The sequence below is a fragment of the Microbacterium sp. genome, assembly GCF_047607225.1.
Classification (GTDB): Bacteria; Actinomycetota; Actinomycetes; order Actinomycetales; family Microbacteriaceae; genus Microbacterium.
Genome location: NZ_JASGDO010000028.1, coordinates 40,146 through 56,277, shown reverse-complemented (window position 1 = coordinate 56,277; position 16,132 = coordinate 40,146). Strand labels below are relative to the sequence as shown.

The 16,132-nt window shown below is 66.8% G+C and carries 20 protein-coding genes; 10 read left to right on the top strand and 10 right to left on the bottom strand.

Annotation, left to right across the window (positions count from 1 at the left end):
• Nucleotides 1-8: 8 nt before the first annotated feature.
• The 5 genes from QM591_RS04905 to ykgO form a co-directional block, all read right to left on the bottom strand.
• A complete protein-coding gene (locus tag QM591_RS04905; RefSeq protein WP_415130181.1) occupies nucleotides 9-641 on the bottom strand; it encodes an NAD(P)-dependent oxidoreductase in 633 nt (210 codons plus the stop codon).
• Between the two features lie 69 nt (nucleotides 642-710).
• Nucleotides 711-1,451, bottom strand: a complete 741-nt coding sequence (locus QM591_RS04900; RefSeq protein WP_415130179.1) for an SDR family NAD(P)-dependent oxidoreductase — start codon at nucleotides 1,449-1,451, stop codon at nucleotides 711-713.
• Nucleotides 1,452-1,587: 136 nt separating this feature from the next.
• Nucleotides 1,588-2,580 carry an arsenic resistance protein gene (locus QM591_RS04895; protein WP_415130177.1) on the bottom strand — a complete coding sequence of 331 codons (993 nt, stop codon included), beginning with the start codon at nucleotides 2,578-2,580 and terminating at the stop codon, nucleotides 1,588-1,590.
• Nucleotides 2,574-3,692, bottom strand: coding sequence for an NAD(P)/FAD-dependent oxidoreductase (locus QM591_RS04890; protein WP_415130175.1), 1,119 nt, complete (start codon nucleotides 3,690-3,692; stop codon nucleotides 2,574-2,576). The genes QM591_RS04895 and QM591_RS04890 overlap by 7 nt, the downstream gene beginning before the upstream one ends.
• Before the next feature lie 121 nt (nucleotides 3,693-3,813).
• On the bottom strand, nucleotides 3,814-3,936 hold the full coding sequence (gene ykgO / locus QM591_RS04885) for a type B 50S ribosomal protein L36 (protein ID WP_129173931.1): 123 nt from the start codon (nucleotides 3,934-3,936) through the stop codon (nucleotides 3,814-3,816).
• A gap of 66 nt (nucleotides 3,937-4,002) precedes the next feature.
• On the opposite strand from ykgO, the gene QM591_RS04880 reads away from it, so the two are divergent.
• Nucleotides 4,003-5,034, top strand: coding sequence for a GTP-binding protein (locus QM591_RS04880; RefSeq protein ID WP_415130172.1), 1,032 nt, complete (start codon nucleotides 4,003-4,005; stop codon nucleotides 5,032-5,034).
• 63 nt (nucleotides 5,035-5,097) lie between these two features.
• Here the strand turns inward: QM591_RS04880 and QM591_RS04875 are convergent, their stop codons facing one another.
• Nucleotides 5,098-5,253: a zinc transporter permease gene (locus QM591_RS04875; RefSeq protein WP_415130170.1), complete on the bottom strand. Its 156-nt coding sequence runs from the start codon at nucleotides 5,251-5,253 to the stop codon at nucleotides 5,098-5,100.
• Nucleotides 5,250-5,597 (bottom strand): ArsR/SmtB family transcription factor, encoded by a 348-nt coding sequence (locus QM591_RS04870; protein ID WP_415130168.1) that lies wholly within the window; start codon nucleotides 5,595-5,597, stop codon nucleotides 5,250-5,252. Before QM591_RS04870 ends, QM591_RS04875 begins: the two co-directional genes overlap by 4 nt.
• 188 nt (nucleotides 5,598-5,785) lie before the next feature.
• On the opposite strand from QM591_RS04870, the gene QM591_RS04865 reads away from it, so the two are divergent.
• The 9 genes from QM591_RS04865 to QM591_RS04825 all read left to right on the top strand — a co-directional run bounded on the left by QM591_RS04865 (nucleotide 5,786) and on the right by QM591_RS04825 (nucleotide 15,088).
• Nucleotides 5,786-6,940, top strand: a complete 1,155-nt coding sequence (locus QM591_RS04865) for a serine hydrolase domain-containing protein (protein WP_415130166.1) — start codon at nucleotides 5,786-5,788, stop codon at nucleotides 6,938-6,940.
• A gap of 141 nt (nucleotides 6,941-7,081) precedes the next feature.
• Entirely contained in the window at nucleotides 7,082-8,437 is a 1,356-nt protein-coding gene (locus QM591_RS04860) for an ABC transporter substrate-binding protein (protein ID WP_415130164.1), read from the top strand.
• Nucleotides 8,434-9,372, top strand: coding sequence for a carbohydrate ABC transporter permease (locus QM591_RS04855; RefSeq protein ID WP_415130162.1), 939 nt, complete (start codon nucleotides 8,434-8,436; stop codon nucleotides 9,370-9,372). Before QM591_RS04860 ends, QM591_RS04855 begins: the two co-directional genes overlap by 4 nt.
• Complete coding sequence (locus tag QM591_RS04850; RefSeq protein ID WP_415130160.1) at nucleotides 9,369-10,193, top strand: carbohydrate ABC transporter permease; 825 nt, start codon at nucleotides 9,369-9,371, stop codon at nucleotides 10,191-10,193. The genes QM591_RS04855 and QM591_RS04850 overlap by 4 nt, the downstream gene beginning before the upstream one ends.
• A 2-nt stretch (nucleotides 10,194-10,195) precedes the next feature.
• Nucleotides 10,196-11,395, top strand: coding sequence for a serine hydrolase domain-containing protein (locus QM591_RS04845; RefSeq protein ID WP_415130158.1), 1,200 nt, complete (start codon nucleotides 10,196-10,198; stop codon nucleotides 11,393-11,395).
• A 16-nt stretch (nucleotides 11,396-11,411) separates the two neighbouring features.
• Nucleotides 11,412-12,389 (top strand): alpha/beta hydrolase, encoded by a 978-nt coding sequence (locus QM591_RS04840; protein WP_415130156.1) that lies wholly within the window; start codon nucleotides 11,412-11,414, stop codon nucleotides 12,387-12,389.
• 18 nt (nucleotides 12,390-12,407) lie between these two features.
• Nucleotides 12,408-13,412 carry an alpha/beta hydrolase gene (locus tag QM591_RS04835; RefSeq protein ID WP_415130154.1) on the top strand — a complete coding sequence of 335 codons (1,005 nt, stop codon included), beginning with the start codon at nucleotides 12,408-12,410 and terminating at the stop codon, nucleotides 13,410-13,412.
• Entirely contained in the window at nucleotides 13,409-14,440 is a 1,032-nt protein-coding gene (locus tag QM591_RS04830) for a helix-turn-helix domain-containing protein (protein WP_415130152.1), read from the top strand. The genes QM591_RS04835 and QM591_RS04830 overlap by 4 nt, the downstream gene beginning before the upstream one ends.
• A 480-nt stretch (nucleotides 14,441-14,920) precedes the next feature.
• Nucleotides 14,921-15,088: a hypothetical protein gene (locus QM591_RS04825; protein WP_415130150.1), complete on the top strand. Its 168-nt coding sequence runs from the start codon at nucleotides 14,921-14,923 to the stop codon at nucleotides 15,086-15,088.
• An 80-nt stretch (nucleotides 15,089-15,168) separates the two neighbouring features.
• On the opposite strand, the gene QM591_RS04820 is transcribed toward QM591_RS04825, so the two are convergent.
• From QM591_RS04820 to QM591_RS04810, 3 genes are read right to left on the bottom strand one after another with little or no spacing between them, the layout of a single operon-like run.
• Entirely contained in the window at nucleotides 15,169-15,348 is a 180-nt protein-coding gene (locus QM591_RS04820; protein ID WP_415130148.1) for a hypothetical protein, read from the bottom strand.
• A 53-nt stretch (nucleotides 15,349-15,401) separates the two neighbouring features.
• Nucleotides 15,402-15,803, bottom strand: a complete 402-nt coding sequence (locus QM591_RS04815; protein WP_415130223.1) for a hypothetical protein — start codon at nucleotides 15,801-15,803, stop codon at nucleotides 15,402-15,404.
• Nucleotides 15,787-16,053, bottom strand: a complete 267-nt coding sequence (locus QM591_RS04810; protein ID WP_415130146.1) for a hypothetical protein — start codon at nucleotides 16,051-16,053, stop codon at nucleotides 15,787-15,789. The genes QM591_RS04815 and QM591_RS04810 overlap by 17 nt, the downstream gene beginning before the upstream one ends.
• Between the last annotated feature and the right edge of the window lie 79 nt (nucleotides 16,054-16,132).

Here is a 16,132-nt window from a genome sequence, read left to right as displayed (position 1 = left end):
GCGTGAGGTCACGAGTAGATGGAGATGTGGCCACGACGGGCACCGTCCTCTACGTGGTCGAGCACGCCAACGGCGAAATCCGCTCCTCCGATACCCGTCTCCGCGGCGTTCGCGGGGGCGAGGTTGCCACCCACGCGGTAGCGGCCCGTCCGCTCCCCCGGCGCGAAGGAGCCGAACCGCGCTCCGGGGCTGACGAAGAGCCAGTTGCCGGCCGGCGCATCCGCCTCGAGCGCGTCGATCACGTGCACCATCGCGCGCACGCCGTCGATCCACTCCGCCGGGAGGTCCATGCTCTCGAAGAGCCGCGGTCCGCCTTCCCCGGCGCGCAACGAGCTGAAACCGCCGACGACGACGAGCGGGGTGTGGGATGCCGCGGCGTCCACCGCTAAGGCGCGCACGAGGTCGGCGTAGCTGCCGGCCAGGCCATCGGGCGAGAGCGCCGAGACGATCGTGTCGGCGCCGGCGACGGCGCGGGCACGCACGGCGGGATCGTCGAGCGACCCGGTCTGATAGTCGACGCCCTCGACGGGCGCCTCGGGAAGCGAGCGGCTGAACGACGTGACCGAGTGTCCGCGGGCGACGGCTTCGGCGACGAGGTGCGATCCGGCGTAGCCGGTGCCGCCGAGGATGGTGATGCGCATGGGTGGTGTCCTTCTTTCTTCTTGCACGGTGTGGGAGGTGGTGATCCGGTTCGGCGTGTGCTGCCGACGTCACACCATGGAAATGCCTCCGCTGACCGACAGCGTCTGGCCGGTGATATAGGCCGCACCGTCGGAGGCGAGGAAGCCGACGGCCTGCGCGATGTCGTCGGGCTGACCGACGCGTCGGGCCGGGATCATGCCGACGAGATCATGGACGAGGGGATCGCCGCTGTCGAGCAGCGCGCGCACGGGCGGCGTGGCCGTCAGTCCCGGGCAGACGGTGTTCACCGTCACGCCGTCGGCGGCGACCTCCTGCGCCACCGACTTCCCGAACGCGATGATCCCGCCCTTGGTGGCGCCGTACACGGCCTGCCCGGCGGCGCCGATGCGACCCGCCTCAGAGGAGATGTTGATGATCCGACCGCGACCGCGGGCGAGCATGCCGGGAAGCACCTGCTGGGTCGTGCGGATGGTGCCCAGGAGGTTCACGTCGATCAGGCGTCGCCACGAGGCCTCGTCCGAGTCGACGAAAGGTCCGAGCACGTCAAATCCTGCGGAGTTGACGAGCACATCGATGGGGCCGAGGCTTTCGGTCACGGACGCGACGGCCGCGACGACAGCGACGCCGTCGGTGACGTCCAGCTCCACGAACGCGGAGTCTGCCACCTCGGCGGCGAGCGCCTCACCTGCGGCGCCGTCGACATCGGCGATGGCGACGGCGAAACCGTGATCGGCGAGCTGACGAACGATGCTGGCGCCGATGCCGGAGGCACCGCCGGTGACGAAGGCAGCGCGGGTGCGCTCGGCCATGGGAGCTCCTCGAGGGTTCGGCACCCGTCCGGGTGCGGCGTGTTCGAGAAGTGTCAACCTAGTTGCCTGGGAAAGTATTCCCCCCTTCGCGGCATGAATCACGCGGCGCGATCAGCGGCCCGGCTCGTCGACTTCGCTATGCCGAATCGACAAGGAGCGCCACCGGTTGAGGCTGCGGTGGCCGGCGGCGCACCAGGTGGGTCAGCGCTGTCAGGTGCGGGAACTCGATGAGCATGCCGAGGATGATCGCGGCGTAGACGACGGGCTGGCCGGGCAGTGCGACGGCTGTGACAGCGAGCATGAGCGGAGCATTTCGGGCCGAGGTCGTCATGGTCAGCAGCACGTGGGTGGCCTGGTCGAGCCGGAAGACACGGGAGATCCCTTCACCGAGGGCGTAGACGACGGCGAAGAACAGAGAGACGACCAGCAATACCGACCCGAAAGCGGCGATGTCGGCCTGGATCGCGCCGACGTTCCCGGCGAACAGGCCGACGATCACCACGGCGATCACCAGGGGCACTCCCCGATCGGCCACGTTCACGATGGTCTCCCGGAGGCGCGGGGGAAAAGCTCGGCGCAGCAGCAGACGCAGGCCGATCGCGATCCCGGTCGGCAGCGCGAACCACATGGCCAGCGTCGGGAAGATCGCACCGACTGCGGGGGCGACGTGTTGGCCGGTGAACAGCGCCAACCAGATCGGGTAGAGCAGCAGCTGGGCGGCCATCTGGATGGGGATGAGCGCCGCGCCGGTGGCGGTGTCGCCGCCGGCGATACGGGTGAAGCCGAGGAACCAGTCCGTGCAGGGGGACAGACAGTAGATCAGCACCCCCAGACGCAGCGCGTCGGATGGCAGCAGCAGCGAGGTCAGCACGAACGCGAGCACCGGCACGAGGGCGAAGTTGAGTGCGAGCGCCAGCAGCAGCGTCCGTGGCGCTCGCTTCATCGTTGCGAGCGAGTCCAGCCGAAGTGTGAACACGAGCAGGACGACCAGCGTAAGGATCGCCGGGTCCACGAGCCGTCCGAGAACGTCGCTCATGCCGGGAAGGAACGCGCCGGCCCCGCTCCCCACGACGATCGCGGCGATGAACAGTCCCACGATCGCGCCAGGCCGGGCCGCGGTGCTCAGCATGCGCACTCGACCCCGCAGCAGGAGAGGTCGTCGGTGAGCATCCCCGCGGTCCGCCATTCCTCCAGTGCGCCGCAGTCCTTGCCCTGCGCTTCACCGATGACGCGGGCGACATGCGCAAAGCGCTGCCGGAATTTGTAGACGAAGCAGAACTTCAGCCCGCCATGACGGATCGCGGGCCCAGACAAGAAGAGGCCAGGGGCGATCGTGGACTGGTCGTCTTGGTCGAGCTCTGGCCAGCCGTCCGGCCGACGCGCGAACAGGCTCGCGACGGGCCCGAGGCCGGGGCCGAAGCCGGTAGCGGCGATCGGGCGCGAGTCGGCGCGAATCTTCGTGCCGTCGTCCACGCTGACGATCCATTCGGCGTCGTCGCGTTTGATACTGCTGGCGTGCGCGCCCGTCAGAGTGAGCCGGCCCGTCGCGTGCGCGGCGTTCAGCCGCATCCGGGAGCGCGGCGCAAGTCGGAACGAGGGGTCTGAGCCGGCGCCCGCGTCCCACGGACTCTCACGGTCGACGACGGTGACGAGCGCACCGCGCTCGACATGATGGCAGGCGATGTCGATGCCGGACTCGTATCCGCCGATCACGATGACCCGGCCATGCCGGTCCTGCCACGCCTCTGCGGTCGCGGAGTGATCGGCGAGGCTGATGCCTGCGACGCGCGCGTCGGGGCGGTCGGAGAACTCACCGCCTGCCCACACCACGGCCTGTGCCCGCACCGACCCTCGCGATGTCTCCACCTCGAAGCCGTCGCCGGTCGGCTCTACCGCGGTCACGTCGGTGTCCGACAGGACCGGTACGCGGAAATGCTTGACGACACTGCGCAGGTACTTCGCGAACTGCGGTCCGGTGGGATAGTCCACGCCAAGGCTGAACGCCGGCGAAGTGCGGGGATGCACCGCGTTCAGATCCGTCGCGCCGAACCCATTGCCGGTGAACGACGGGGTGAGGAACGTCTGCCCGTCCGGCCAATCGAGGAACGTCTGCCCGACCTCGCCGCGGTCGACCACGCCGAGCACGAGGTCGTCGATCGCCGACAGCGCCAGCGCCGTGCCTATCCCTGCCGGACCGGCACCAACGACGAGCGCGTCGAGGGTTTTTCGCGAGGAAACCATGTCACTCTGCCTTCTCGGTGTCTGCCACCGAATTGATTGAGAATCTCGTGCAATGGCGCGGGCGGCTCCGCCTCAGATCACGGACCCGTCGCCGCGGGCCCGCGGGTGCGGACGGCGCGGCTCAGCCCTGGCGGCCCTTGAAACGCGGATTGAGCTTGTTGATGACGTAGATCCGCCCACGGCGGCGCACGACCTGGGCGCCGGGCTGATTCTTGAGCGACTTGAGTGAGGCACGTACCTTCATGACTTCTCCTTAGTGAGAATGATTATCATTAGCGATGATACTTCACGGGAGGAGAGCGAGGAAATCATGGGAGACGCAGTGGACGTGGTAGCGGTCGTCGGAGCGTGCGGGCCAGAGCGACGGCGCTATGCACAGCGACTGGCACAGGTGACGAACAAGACGTTCTTCCCCGCGTCCCGCCTGTCCGGGTCCGCGGACCCGGGGCAGCAGGCTGTCGCACTCGCGTCGTGGTCCGACTCGACGGCAGGGGTCGTGGTGGAGTTGCCGGAAGAGGTGGTGACGACCGAGCTGATCGGGGCATTCGCCGCCCCAGAGGAGCGCGCGCGACTCACCGGCCTGGTTTGCGTGGTCGACGCCACCCACGTGCTCGACGACCTGCACCGCGACGGCTACGTGCCTCTGCGGCACACGGACAGCGAGACCACCGCGCCGGTCACGGCGCGTGCCCTGCTGACCGTCACGCAGATCGAATATGCCTCCGCGATCGTCTTCGTGGGCTGGGAGATGCTGGGGCCGGTGGAGCTTGCGACGATCATGGCGTTGGTCAGTCACCTCAGCCCGTTCGCCCGGCTAAGGCTGAATCGGCAGGCTATGGAGCCGGTCCATGCGGCAGGCCGCTACACGTCGGAGCAGTCCCGGCCCGGCTGGGCGAGCGTGCTCAACGGGAACTTCGCCCCGCACATGATCGACGGCCGCGTCAGCGCGTTCCGTTACGAGCAGGTCCGCCCGCTGCACCCGGGAAGGCTCATGGCGGTGCTCGATCGGATCGAAGACGGAGAGTTCGGTGTCCTCGTGCGCTCGGCCGGATTCTGCCGACTCGCGACCCGCCCACATATCACCGCACAATGGGATCACGTCGGACAGATGTTCTCCCTGAATCCGCTCGCAGCCGACGACAGGCTGGCGGATGGCGAGGAACTGCTCGCGGTCGGGCAGGACCTCGCGTTCATCGGACTGAGAGTAGACGCCGACCGGCTGACGGCCGCCCTTGACGGCGCCGCACTGACCGACGAGGAGTTGACCACGGGGCCGACCGCGTGGATGGGGTTCGCCGACCCGTTCCCCGACTGGCAGATTGCCACCGATCGGGCTGACTGAGCCGACGTGACGCGATGGGGCGCCCCGCCGAAGCGGAGCGCCCCCATCGCGGACCAGCGACGATCAGTGCTCGTCGTAATGATCGGCGTGAGCAGCGTGCTTGTGTCCGTCATGCACGTAGTCGACGTGATCGCCGTGCTCGACGGCCTCGTGACCGCAGTCGGCGCCATGCGTGTGCTCCGCGAGGCTGTGCTCAGCATGGATGTCGGTGATGGTCATGTTCCCTGTTCCTTCTCTAATGAATGCGCAGCCACACTGGCCACGGCGGGCTCTTGAACGTGAGCAAGCGCGTCGGCGATGACGTGCGACACATGCACGTCAGCCAGCTCGTACGTGACCTCCTTGCCGCTGCGTGTCGCTACGGCCAGGCCCGCCTGCCGCAACGAACGCAGATGCTGAGAGACCAGAGGCTGTGACATTTCCGTCACCTCCGCCAGCACCCCTACTGTCCGCGGCTCGTCACCGATGAGTCGCAGCAGCCAGAGCCTCGACTCGTTGCCGAGCACCTTGAACAGCTGCGCCGCATCCGACGGCGGCCTTGTGGGGCCGACCGGCTGTGGCATCCGTCCTCCCGGTGGCATCCCGACGAGGAGGGATCCCAATGCGGGCGTGCGGCCGGGGGTCGCTGCGACTGTGGCGGGCAACCCTAGGCCGATGTGTGGGCGGGCGCGGACCGATGTCGTCACCGACGATTGGGGTGGTGACCTAGGATCGCACGCAGGTCGTCAGTGATGCTACGGAAGGAAGCCGGATGGGCGTGCGGGGTCGCGTGGCCGAAGGGTGGGGTTCTCTGGCAGACGCACTCGACGAGGTGGTGACGGGTGACGCGGGCGACGCGTCGTGGGTGAGCGTGTATCACGATGGAGTGCTCGTCGCGGACATCTGCGCCGGCGGTGTCCAGGGCCGCGCAGTGGAGCCGTCCGCGCTGGTGCGCGTTGCCTCGTGCAGTAAGGGCGTGACTGCCACGACCCTGGCACGCCTGATAGAGCGTGGACTGGTGGACGCGGACGAGCTGGTCGCTGATCACTGGCCGGACTACGGGCAGAACGGCAAGGAGGGAACGACGCTGGCAATGGTTGCCTCCCATCGCGCGGGGATTCCCTATCCGGCTCCTGGTTCCGGACTCGAAGGCATCGAGTACTTCACGAGTCCGAAGCTCATGGAGGTGCTGGCCGCTCAGCGTCCGCTGTGGGAACCAGGGAGCGTGGTTGCCTACCACCCTGCCACGGCCGGCGCGATCTTGGACGAGTTCGTTCGTCGGGCGATCGGAACGGACATCTCGCGAGCCCTCGCGGAGGAGATCGTGCAGCCGCTCGGCCTTCGGATGTGGCTGGGACTGCCGATGAGTGAGTTCGGTCATGTGCGGCCGGGGTCCTGGGAGGTGGAGACCGCACCATCCAGCGAGCCGGCGTCGGAGTTCGCGCTGTGGCGGCAGCGTGCTCTCGCGGAGGCGCCGCCATTCGAGCCGGACTTCGACGATCCGGACATGGCCAGACGGTACTACGCGGCGTCCATGCCCGGGGTCGGTGTGGTGACTGACGCGCATTCTCTCGCGAGGATGTACGCCGCGACCGTCGGGCCGGTGGATGGGATTCGGCTGATGTCGCACTCCACGCGCAAGGCACTCACCCGTGACCTGACGGTCGGCCTGCCGCGGCCGGCCGAGTCCGGTACGGCGGGTCCGGACCTTGCTTTCGGTTTCGGTTACCAGCTGCCCACCTCGAGCATGCCCGGGCTGACGGCCATGAGCTTCGGACACACGGGTGCAGGTGGACGGTTGGGGCTCGCTGACCCCGACTTGGGCGTGGGATTCGCTTACACGACCCTTCGCATGAAGAACATCGGCCCGGGCGGTGACCCCCGGTGGCGGGTGCTCATGGACGTCGTGCGCTCTCTCGCCGGATGACTCGGACTCGTCCGCCATTTGGCGGTTGTGCGCGTCATCCCTGAGCGCTTTGGCGGTTGAGTGGCGCGCATCCTGGCCGCAAGATTGGCGGGTGCCCATGGAGAGTGGGCTGCACTCACACCAAGGATGTTGGAGGAGAGAATGGACTCTCGGAATCTGATTCGGCGCCGCTCGGCCCGAGTTCTCATGGCAGCGGTCGCCACTTCGGCCGTGGTCTCGTTGGCGGCATGCGCGCCTCCCGGGTCCTCGTCGGGCACCTCGACGCCGACGTCCGCAGCGGTGAGCACGGAGCTCACCAGCGAAGACATCACCCTGAGCTTCTATCTGGAGTCGAACTTCGTCGGACAGATGCAGCCGCTGATGGACGAGTTCACCAAACAGCATCCGAACGTGACGTTCTCGGTGCAGTCAGACGATTTCACCAACCTGATGCAGAACGCGATGAAGATCATCGCGTCGCCCGGTGCCCCCGATCTGGTGCGTTTCCCGACGGTTCAGGCCGCGGCGAAGAACGGCATCCTCACCAACCTGCAGCCGTATGCGGAGGCGTACGGCTGGGATGAGTGGCCGGAAGGTCTTCTGAACCAGGTGAAGGTCGACGCCGATGGCAACCGCGGCAGCGGAGATCTGTACTCGTTGGGTGTCGGCTACTCCGTGACGGGTGTCTACTACAACAAGAAGCTGGCCGAACAGGCCGGTATCACGAGCGCGCCCACCACGCCGGAGGAGTTCAAGAAGGACCTGGCCCTCGCGAAGGCGGCGGGGATCACGCCGATCAGTGCGTGGGGTCAGGCTGGCGGGGTCGCGTTCCCACTGCAGGCGGTGCAGATGAACGAGTTCGGCCAGACGGATGAGCTCACCTCGTGGCTCTATCAGCAGCCGGACGCGACCTACGACACGGATGCAGCAGTCAGCGCGGCCGCCGAGATCCAGGACTGGGCTGACAAGGGGTACTTTCCCGACGACGTGAACGCACTCGACTACACGACGGGGATGGCCAGGTTCGTGAACGGCGAGTCACTGTTCGTCTTCAACGGCGACTGGGAGTCCACCAGCCTGGCAAGCAAGATGGGCGACGACGTCGGATTCTTCCTGTACCCCAGCACCACCTCGACGCACTACGCCATGCAGGCCCCGGCAACCTTTGTGATCCCGAAGACGGCCGCGCACGCGGACGCGACGGCGTACTTCCTGAACTGGGTACACACCGACGAGACGGCCCGTCAGCTGGTCGTGGAGGCGACGGGTCAGAACCCCGGCGGCCCGGCCGACCTGCCGCAGCCGGAGGCGACGTCCGAGCTGCAGGCTCAGACGCTCGCGGCGTCCGCTCAGGCTGCTAGCGAGAACGGGTCGGTCGACTTCGTCGCGAACGCGACGGCGGGCATCATGGCGTCGGCCTTCATCCCGAACCTGCAGCTGCTGGTCACCGACCGGATGACTCCGGAGGAGTTCGCCACGTCGGTGCAGGAGGCTTACACGACCGAGCTGGGTCGATGACCTCCGCCCCGACCGGATCGACCGTGGCGGAGGCTCGTCCCGCCTCCGCCACGGCCCGTCGGCGCAAGAGGTTCTCCCTCGTCCGCTGGACCGGGTGGATATACCTTCTACCGGCGCTCGGCTTCTACGTCGTGTTCGTGCTGGTGCCGTTCGGCAAGTCGGTGCAGTACTCGTTCTACGACTGGAACGGGGTCACGACGGCGGCATTCGTCGGTTTCGACAACTACATCGACGTGTTCACCAACCCGGCACGGCTGGGCACTCTGGCGAACGCTTTCAAGCTGATCTTCTTCTACACGGTGTTGTCGATCGCGCTCGGGCTGCTGGCTGCCGTCCTCACCCACAAACTCTCCTCACGCCTCGCCGGCGCCGCTCGGACGATTCTGTTCCTCCCCCAGGTGATTCCTCTCGTCGGCGCAGGTATCGCGTGGACGTGGATCTATTCGCGTGACGGGATGCTGAATCAGCTCCTCGCCACGGTCGGCCTCGGGAGCATCACCCGGGCGTGGTTGGCCGATTTCGACTGGGCGCTCGTCGCGGTCGGTTTTGTCGGCACGTGGGTGCTGACGGGGCTGTGCGCGATGCTTCTCAGCGCGGGGATCGGCAAGATCGATCCCAGCCTGTACGACGCGGCGCGTGTGGACGGGGCCGGCCCGGTGCGGGAATTCTTCAGTGTCACTCTGCCGGGACTGCGGCCCGAGCTGGCGGTGTGCATCACCATCACGATGATCGCGGCGCTAGCAAGCTTCGACGTCATCTACGTGATGACCGGAGGCGGCCCGGGGCGCTCCACGATGGTTCCGGGTGTCGAGATCTTCCAACTCGCGTTCACCCAGTCGCGCGTGGGCGCCGCGTCCGCGATGGGCGTCGTGCTCATGGGACTCGTCCTCACCCTTGTCCTTCTGCTGCAGCGCCTGACCAGGGAGCGTTCATGATCAGCTCACGTATCGAACTGTGGGTCGGGCGAGCGGTTCTGCTGCTGCTCGTCCTCTTCACCCTCGCCCCCTTCGTGGGCATGTTCAGCGCAGCACTCCAGCCGCAGGGTTCGACGCCCACGGGGTTCTCCCTGCCGGACTTCGCCAACTTCGGTAACTTCATCGACGCGTTCCGCATCGCCCAGTTGCCGCAGCTGATGTGGTCGAGCCTTCTGCTGGTTCTGATGGTGGTGCCATTGTCGATCGCACTCGCCACCCTCGCCGCCTATGGCATTGCGGTGCTGCGTGCGCCGCTCGGCGGTGTGGTGCTGGTGCTCCTCGTCGCCGGCCTGACGCTTCCGTTCGAAGGACTGATCTCGCCGCTGTACTTCCAGATGCGCGACTGGGGTCTGCTGAACACCCGCCTGGCGATCGCACTCCCGCTGATCGGCCTCTACATGCCGTTCGGTGTGGTGTGGATGCGTGCACATTTCATCGGCGTGCCGAAGGACATCACCGAGGCAGCGAACGTGGATGGAGCCAGCGGGTGGCAGGCTCTGTGGCGGATCCATCTGCCCCTCGCACGGCCCGCCCTGTCAGCCCTGACGGTGCTGTTCAGCCTCTGGACCTGGAATCAGTTCATCATCGCGCTGGTGATGGTCGAGGATCCGCTCGAGCGCACCGTCGCCGGAGCACTGGGAGCGTTTCAAGGCCAGTACGGGACGGACATCGTGCTCCTCTCCGCAGGTGCCTTGCTGATCATGCTGCCCACGATCCTCGTGTTCGCGATCTTCCAGAAACAGTTCACAGCCGCGCTCCTGCAGGGAGCGGTGAAAGGATGAGCGTGACCGAGTCAGCTCTCGTAGACGTCGACATTGCCGGGGTGCACGGGAAGGCCACTCCCCGGTTCATCCCCGTGGTGGAGGCCTTCGCGGACTCGACCGTCGGACGGCCCGGTGGCGGTGCCCTCGCCATCCGTGTCGACGGCGCCCCTGTTGTCGACGTATGGGGCGGTTCCGCCGACACGGGAGGCGAGCAATCGTGGGACAGGGACACCGCGACAGTGGTGTTCTCCTGCACGAAGGGTGTCGTGTCGCTCCTCGTGGCACGGCTCATCCAGGAAGGTCGTATCGCGCTGGACGGGCGCGTCGCCGACTACTGGCCGGAGTTCGCTCAGGCGGGGAAGTCCGACATCACCGTCCGCGACCTTCTCGCGCATCGTGGCGGCCTCGCCGCTCTCCGCCAAGACATCGATCTGGACACGGCCCTGGACGGGGAACGGATGAGCGCGCTCCTCGCAGAGGCGGAGCCGCTGTGGGAGCCGGGAACGCAGTGGGGTTACCACGCCCTCACGTTTGGATGGCTCGCGGGCGAGTTGGTGCGCCGGGTTACCGGCCTTTCCGTCGACGCGTACCTTCGTCAGCTCGTTCGGGAGCCGCTCGGGGCGGATTTCTGGATCGGAGTCCCTGAACAGGCACGTTCCCGGGTAGCGAGGCTCGTTCCCGACCCGCACCCCCTTCCCGTTCCGGCTGACCCGACGGTCACCGCCGAGGACATGCGCTGGATGGAGCGGACCATGACCCTGGGCGGAGCATTCCCTGCACAGTTGGTGGGAGATCGAGTCGGATTCGATGACCCTCGGGTGCAGGCTGCCCAGATCCCTGGCGCCGGCGGCGTCGGAACGGCCCGGGCGCTGGCATCACTGTGGTCCGCGACAGTCGTGAGTACTGATGGGGTCCGGTTGCTCGACGATGACGTCACGTCGGAGATGAGCGCGGTGCGCAGCGAAGGTCAGCCCGTGTGGGGAGGAGCGGGTCCGTTCCCTCGCTGGGGGGCAGGATTCATGCGCACGTCCGAGGTGCGCGAGTTCCTCACCGACCGCTCGTTCGGACATGACGGCGCCGGCGGACAGGTGGCTTTCGCCGACCCGGAACACCGCGTCGGATTCGGTTACGTCACCAACTTGATCCGTGGCGGGGGCGACGAGCGAGGCACATCCATCGTCCGTGCGCTCCGCTCCGCCCTGAGCCAGAACAACCTCTGAAGGAGAATCGGCCACAATGGCTTTCTGCGACACTCTCGACCCTGAGCTCCGCGACGGGCTCGCTCAGTTGAGCGTCCTGTTCCCCACCGCATGGTCAGATCTGGAGGCGCCGGCTCGGCGACAGCTTGCCCAGCCTCCTGTGATCGCCGCGAACGGCGTCCATGATCTCCACCCCGTGCGGTGGAGCGAAACCAATGCCGGAGATGCGGTTCGCGTGCGCGTGTACCGCCCACTCCATGAGGTCTCCGATGCACCCGGCGCGCTACTCATCCACGGTGGTGGAATGTGGGCGGGGAGCCTCGACTCCGAGCACCCGCAAGCGGTGGACCTGGTCCGCAGCACCGGTATGGTGGTCGTTTCGGTCGACTACCGCCTAGCGCCTGAGCACCGCTACCCCGCGGCGGTCGACGACACCACCGCTGCGTGGGACTGGCTGGTCGCGAACGCCGCACAACTCGGTGCCGACCCCAGCCGCCTGGCGATCGTGGGAGGCAGTGCTGGCGGCGGGCTCGCTGTTGCGACCGCACTGCGGGTCCGCGACGGCGGCGGTCCGCAGCCGGCGTTCCTCCTCGCGTACTACCCGATGCTAGACAGCACGAACAGCAGTCCCTCGACACGGCTGGACGTGCCCTTCCCCCTATGGACAGGGGAAGCCAACGAGGAGGGATGGCGGTGGTACCTCGGGGACCAGGAGCCCACCGGGTATGCCTCGCCGACACACGCGGCCACGTTGTCGGGCCTGCCTCCGACATTTCTCGATGTCGGTGACCACGACATCTTCGTCGACGAGGTCACCTCCTTCGCGGCGCGGCTTCGTGTTGAGGGGGTGGCGACCGAACTGCACGTTTATCCCGGCGTCTTCCACGCGGCCGAGCACATCGCACCGACTGCGCGAATCAGTTCCCAGATCGCCAACAACCGGCTCGCCGCCATCGCGCGTGTGCTGAACACGGCCCCGGTACCTGCACCCGCCCCAGATACAGTGCTCTCGTGACGGTGGGAGGAGGAGACCGTGAGACTTCCGCATAGCCCGTCGGGGGCCGTGCCACCGTATGACCCGGAGTTGGAGGCGGCGCTGGCGTTGACTGTCCCCAGCATCTCGTCCATCACCGCTGCGGACATCCCCGCCATCCGCGAGAACGATCGGGCCGCGGCTCTCGCGGCGTGCAGCGAGCTGCGTGAGGCCGGGATGATCACCAGAGACGTCGTTGTCACCGCGGCCGACGGTGTCCCCCTGGAGATGTCGATCGTGCACGGGCCGCATCCGGCCGCGTCGAGCCCCGTCATCTTCTACATCCACGGCGGCGCCATGATTCTTGGCACGAGGTGGAGCGGTCACGAACTCTTCGCCGGGTGGATCGAGAAGTACAACGCGATCGTCGCAACGCTCGAATACAGGCTCGCGCCCGAACACCCCTACCCGACCCCGCAAGAAGACTGTTACAGCGCCCTGGTCTGGCTGGGGTCTCACCTCCAGGAATTCGGGTGGGGGCCGTCGATCGCGCTCATCGCCGGATCCAGCGGCGGCGGCGGGCTCGCCGCGTCCGTCACGATGATGGCTCGCGACCGAGGCGGTCCCGAGGTGCGCGGACAACTTCTCCTCGCGCCGATGCTGGACGACCGCAACGACAGCGTTTCCAGCCGTCAATACCCGTCCGGCCTGTGGAATGCCGTCGAGAACGAGATGGCGTGGCGGGCGATCCTCGACCGCGCGCAGGATGAGAGCGACCATCTCCTCCCGGCACGTGCGGAGGATCTCAGCGGTCTGCCCCCGACCTTCATCGAAGCCGGCTCCGCCGAGGTCTTTCGAGACGAGTGCGTCGCCTTCGCCTCACGCCTCTGGGCGGCCGGAGTCCATGCGGAGCTGCATGTGTGGGCCGGCGCGTTCCACGGCTTCGACATCCACCGACACACCTCTGTCGCTCAGGGCGCGCTCAACTCGCGTCACAACTGGATGGATAGGACACTCGGCATCACCAGTCGCACGTCACTCGGAGCGTCTACTCTGACACCATGAGGGAACTCGCTCAAAAACTCGGGGCCCTCGACCAAGACGTCTCGGAAGCCCTGAAAGTCGTCACCTACTTCGACACCCTCCTCACGCGCGGAGCAGGGATCGACGCGTTCGTGCGGGGCGCAGCCGTGCTCGCAGGCGTCCCCGCGCGGTTCGTCCACCCTCTTCACCAGCTTGCGATCGAAGTCGACCCGTCTGGGCATATCTCCCATGGGCCCTTCACGCCGCCCCTGGCGAGTTGGCCCTCCTCCGAGGTCGGAGACGGTTCGGGCGGGGCCGTCTGGCTCGAACGACCGAACGGTCCACAGTTGTTGGACGCGATGATGCTCGAACGCCTGGCCGTCGGCATCCGCCTCACCCTCGACCGCATCAGCCCGTCCACGCTCGATGAGACCGCAGCCGTCGAGCTGCTCCTCACCCCCGGCGCGACCACCGACGCGAGACGAAAGGCACTGAAACGGCTGAATCTCACACCGGACACAACGGTCCGCGTCATCGTCGCCGATGGCGACGCGTCTCCACTTCCTGGCATGCATCATGCGGAAATCGACAGCCCGTACGGCCGGGTCACCGCCCACGTCGCCACCGCTGCGGGCGTGGAACCGGGCGGACGCATCGGGATCGGATCAGAGACCCGCGCGACCCACATAGAGAAGTCCTGGGAGCAAGCGTTCATGGCCTGGCGGGTGACGACACGACTCCACCCCCGGCTCACATGGCAGGAGACCGCTCTGCTCGCGCCTCTCGTCAAAGCCATCGACAACGGATACACCAGCCACGACCTCGACATCGTCCGCGGGCTTGCTGCAGACCCGACACAACTCGACACGTTGGAAGCGCTCGGGACCTCGGACAGCACGCGGCAGGCCGCCACGATGCTGGGCCTGCACCACTCCACGGTCCAGGCCCGACAGGCCCACGTCGAATCCCTCCTCGGATACTCCGTCGGCGACACCTTCGGACGCATGCGGATTGCTCTCGCGGTGTTCGCCGTGCGCGCGAATCGCGGCGCCGCAGCCGACACGCGCTGAGTGTCGGGATCGATTCGGGTCGAGCTTCATCCGGGCGCCGGAAGGTGCATACGTCGTGCTCCACTGGGCACGGCACCGGCCCCGACCCCGCCGAAGGCCTCTGGCACAGAACAGGATGGGCAGGACGCGGCTGACACGCCCGAGCCATCCACTCTTTCTGGCCGGTAACCCCCGATAACCCCCGTTAGCGCCAACGACGAAGCCCCGGCAGATCATCTGATCTACCAGGGCTTTCAACCGTCGGGATGACAGGATTTGAACCTGCGACCCCTTGACCCCCAGAGAGCGCCCCGCCGTGACACGTGGTGACATCGCGTGCCGGGGAGTAGTCGAGAGTTGGCTCTCCCCGGCGCCGATGCCCTCCCCCATGACAACCCGTGACAGGCAGTAGTCGGCAGTGTGCACACACATCTGCACACACAACAGGGGCGTTGCCCGCCCTACCGTTGCCGCCCCGGAATGCTCCCGAGAGGACACATGATGCTCACGTTCGACGCCGCGCTGCGGATCGCCGCCGAGCAGTTCGGCGGGCCGTTCGCTCGTGACGGCGGGGAGGATGACGGCGCGTTCCCTTGTGACGCCGCGGCGCGTGGTCGACGGCGAGAGCCGCGGGCTCGTCAAGGCGGGCGGCGCGTGGATCGCGGTTGATTGCACGACGGGCGCGATCGATTCGTGGCCGCATCTCGACTAACTCGACCGGGTGCAGCGGATGCGAGCGGTTGCCCGGCTCAGCCCGCCTGATCCCACTCGCTCGTCGTGATGCCAGCGTTCCGAAGAATGTTGGAGAGCAGGGTGCGACCGATGTCGCTCTTCTTGCTGTGCTTGTTCGGCAGCCGCACGGTCTGAGCGCCACGCTGCATAAACTCGGGATGCTTGCCCGTCCCGGCATTCGGCCCGTCGAAGCCCATCGCCCGAAGTCGAGCGATCAACTCTTTCCGGGTCGTCTGAGCCGGTAGGGGGCTCACCCTGCCAGGCGGAAGTTCAGATCGAACCCGTCAATCCCGGGCACGTCCCCACCCGCGCTGAGGCGCAACTCGACCCACCCAGGAATCGCTGAGAGCAGATCAGCCTCGGCCATTTCGCGGCTACTGCCGTCCGCCCACAGACCCTCGAAACCGACGATCTCTGAGAACCACTCGCCGGGCTCGATCTCGTAGGTGCGCGCGTGCCGCACTGCGGCTTCTGCATAGTCGTGCAGCAGACGCTCAGGGATGCCCGCGATCGTCTCGACGCTCACTCGCGGCTGGCTCTCTTGGATGCGAATCCACTGCGTCGTGCGCTTCGACGCCGTGCTCGACGACGAAGACGCTTCGTCACTTCGGATCGACTTGATGTCGAACGAGTCGTTACTGATCGTCAGCATCAATCTGTCTCCTGAGTTCTTCGGGCGCCGAGACGCCCATGACGTTGGTGCTGTTCGCGAAGTACACGGGTTCACCTTCGGCGTCATACATGCCGTCAACGCGCACGACGCTCGTCAGCACGAGTTTGATGCGTACGACGGTGCCGTCATCGAGCAGGTACTCGTTCCAGTGCTCCCCAGAGGGTCGGAACCCAATCTCCGTACCTTCGACCATCGTGCCGCCGAGGTTGATCTTCTTCTTCCTCGCCACAATGGGGAGTCTAGTCAGGTAGACCTTTGAATCGGGTGATTGCCACATAGATACTTCGCTCGCCTAACGCGAACAGTGT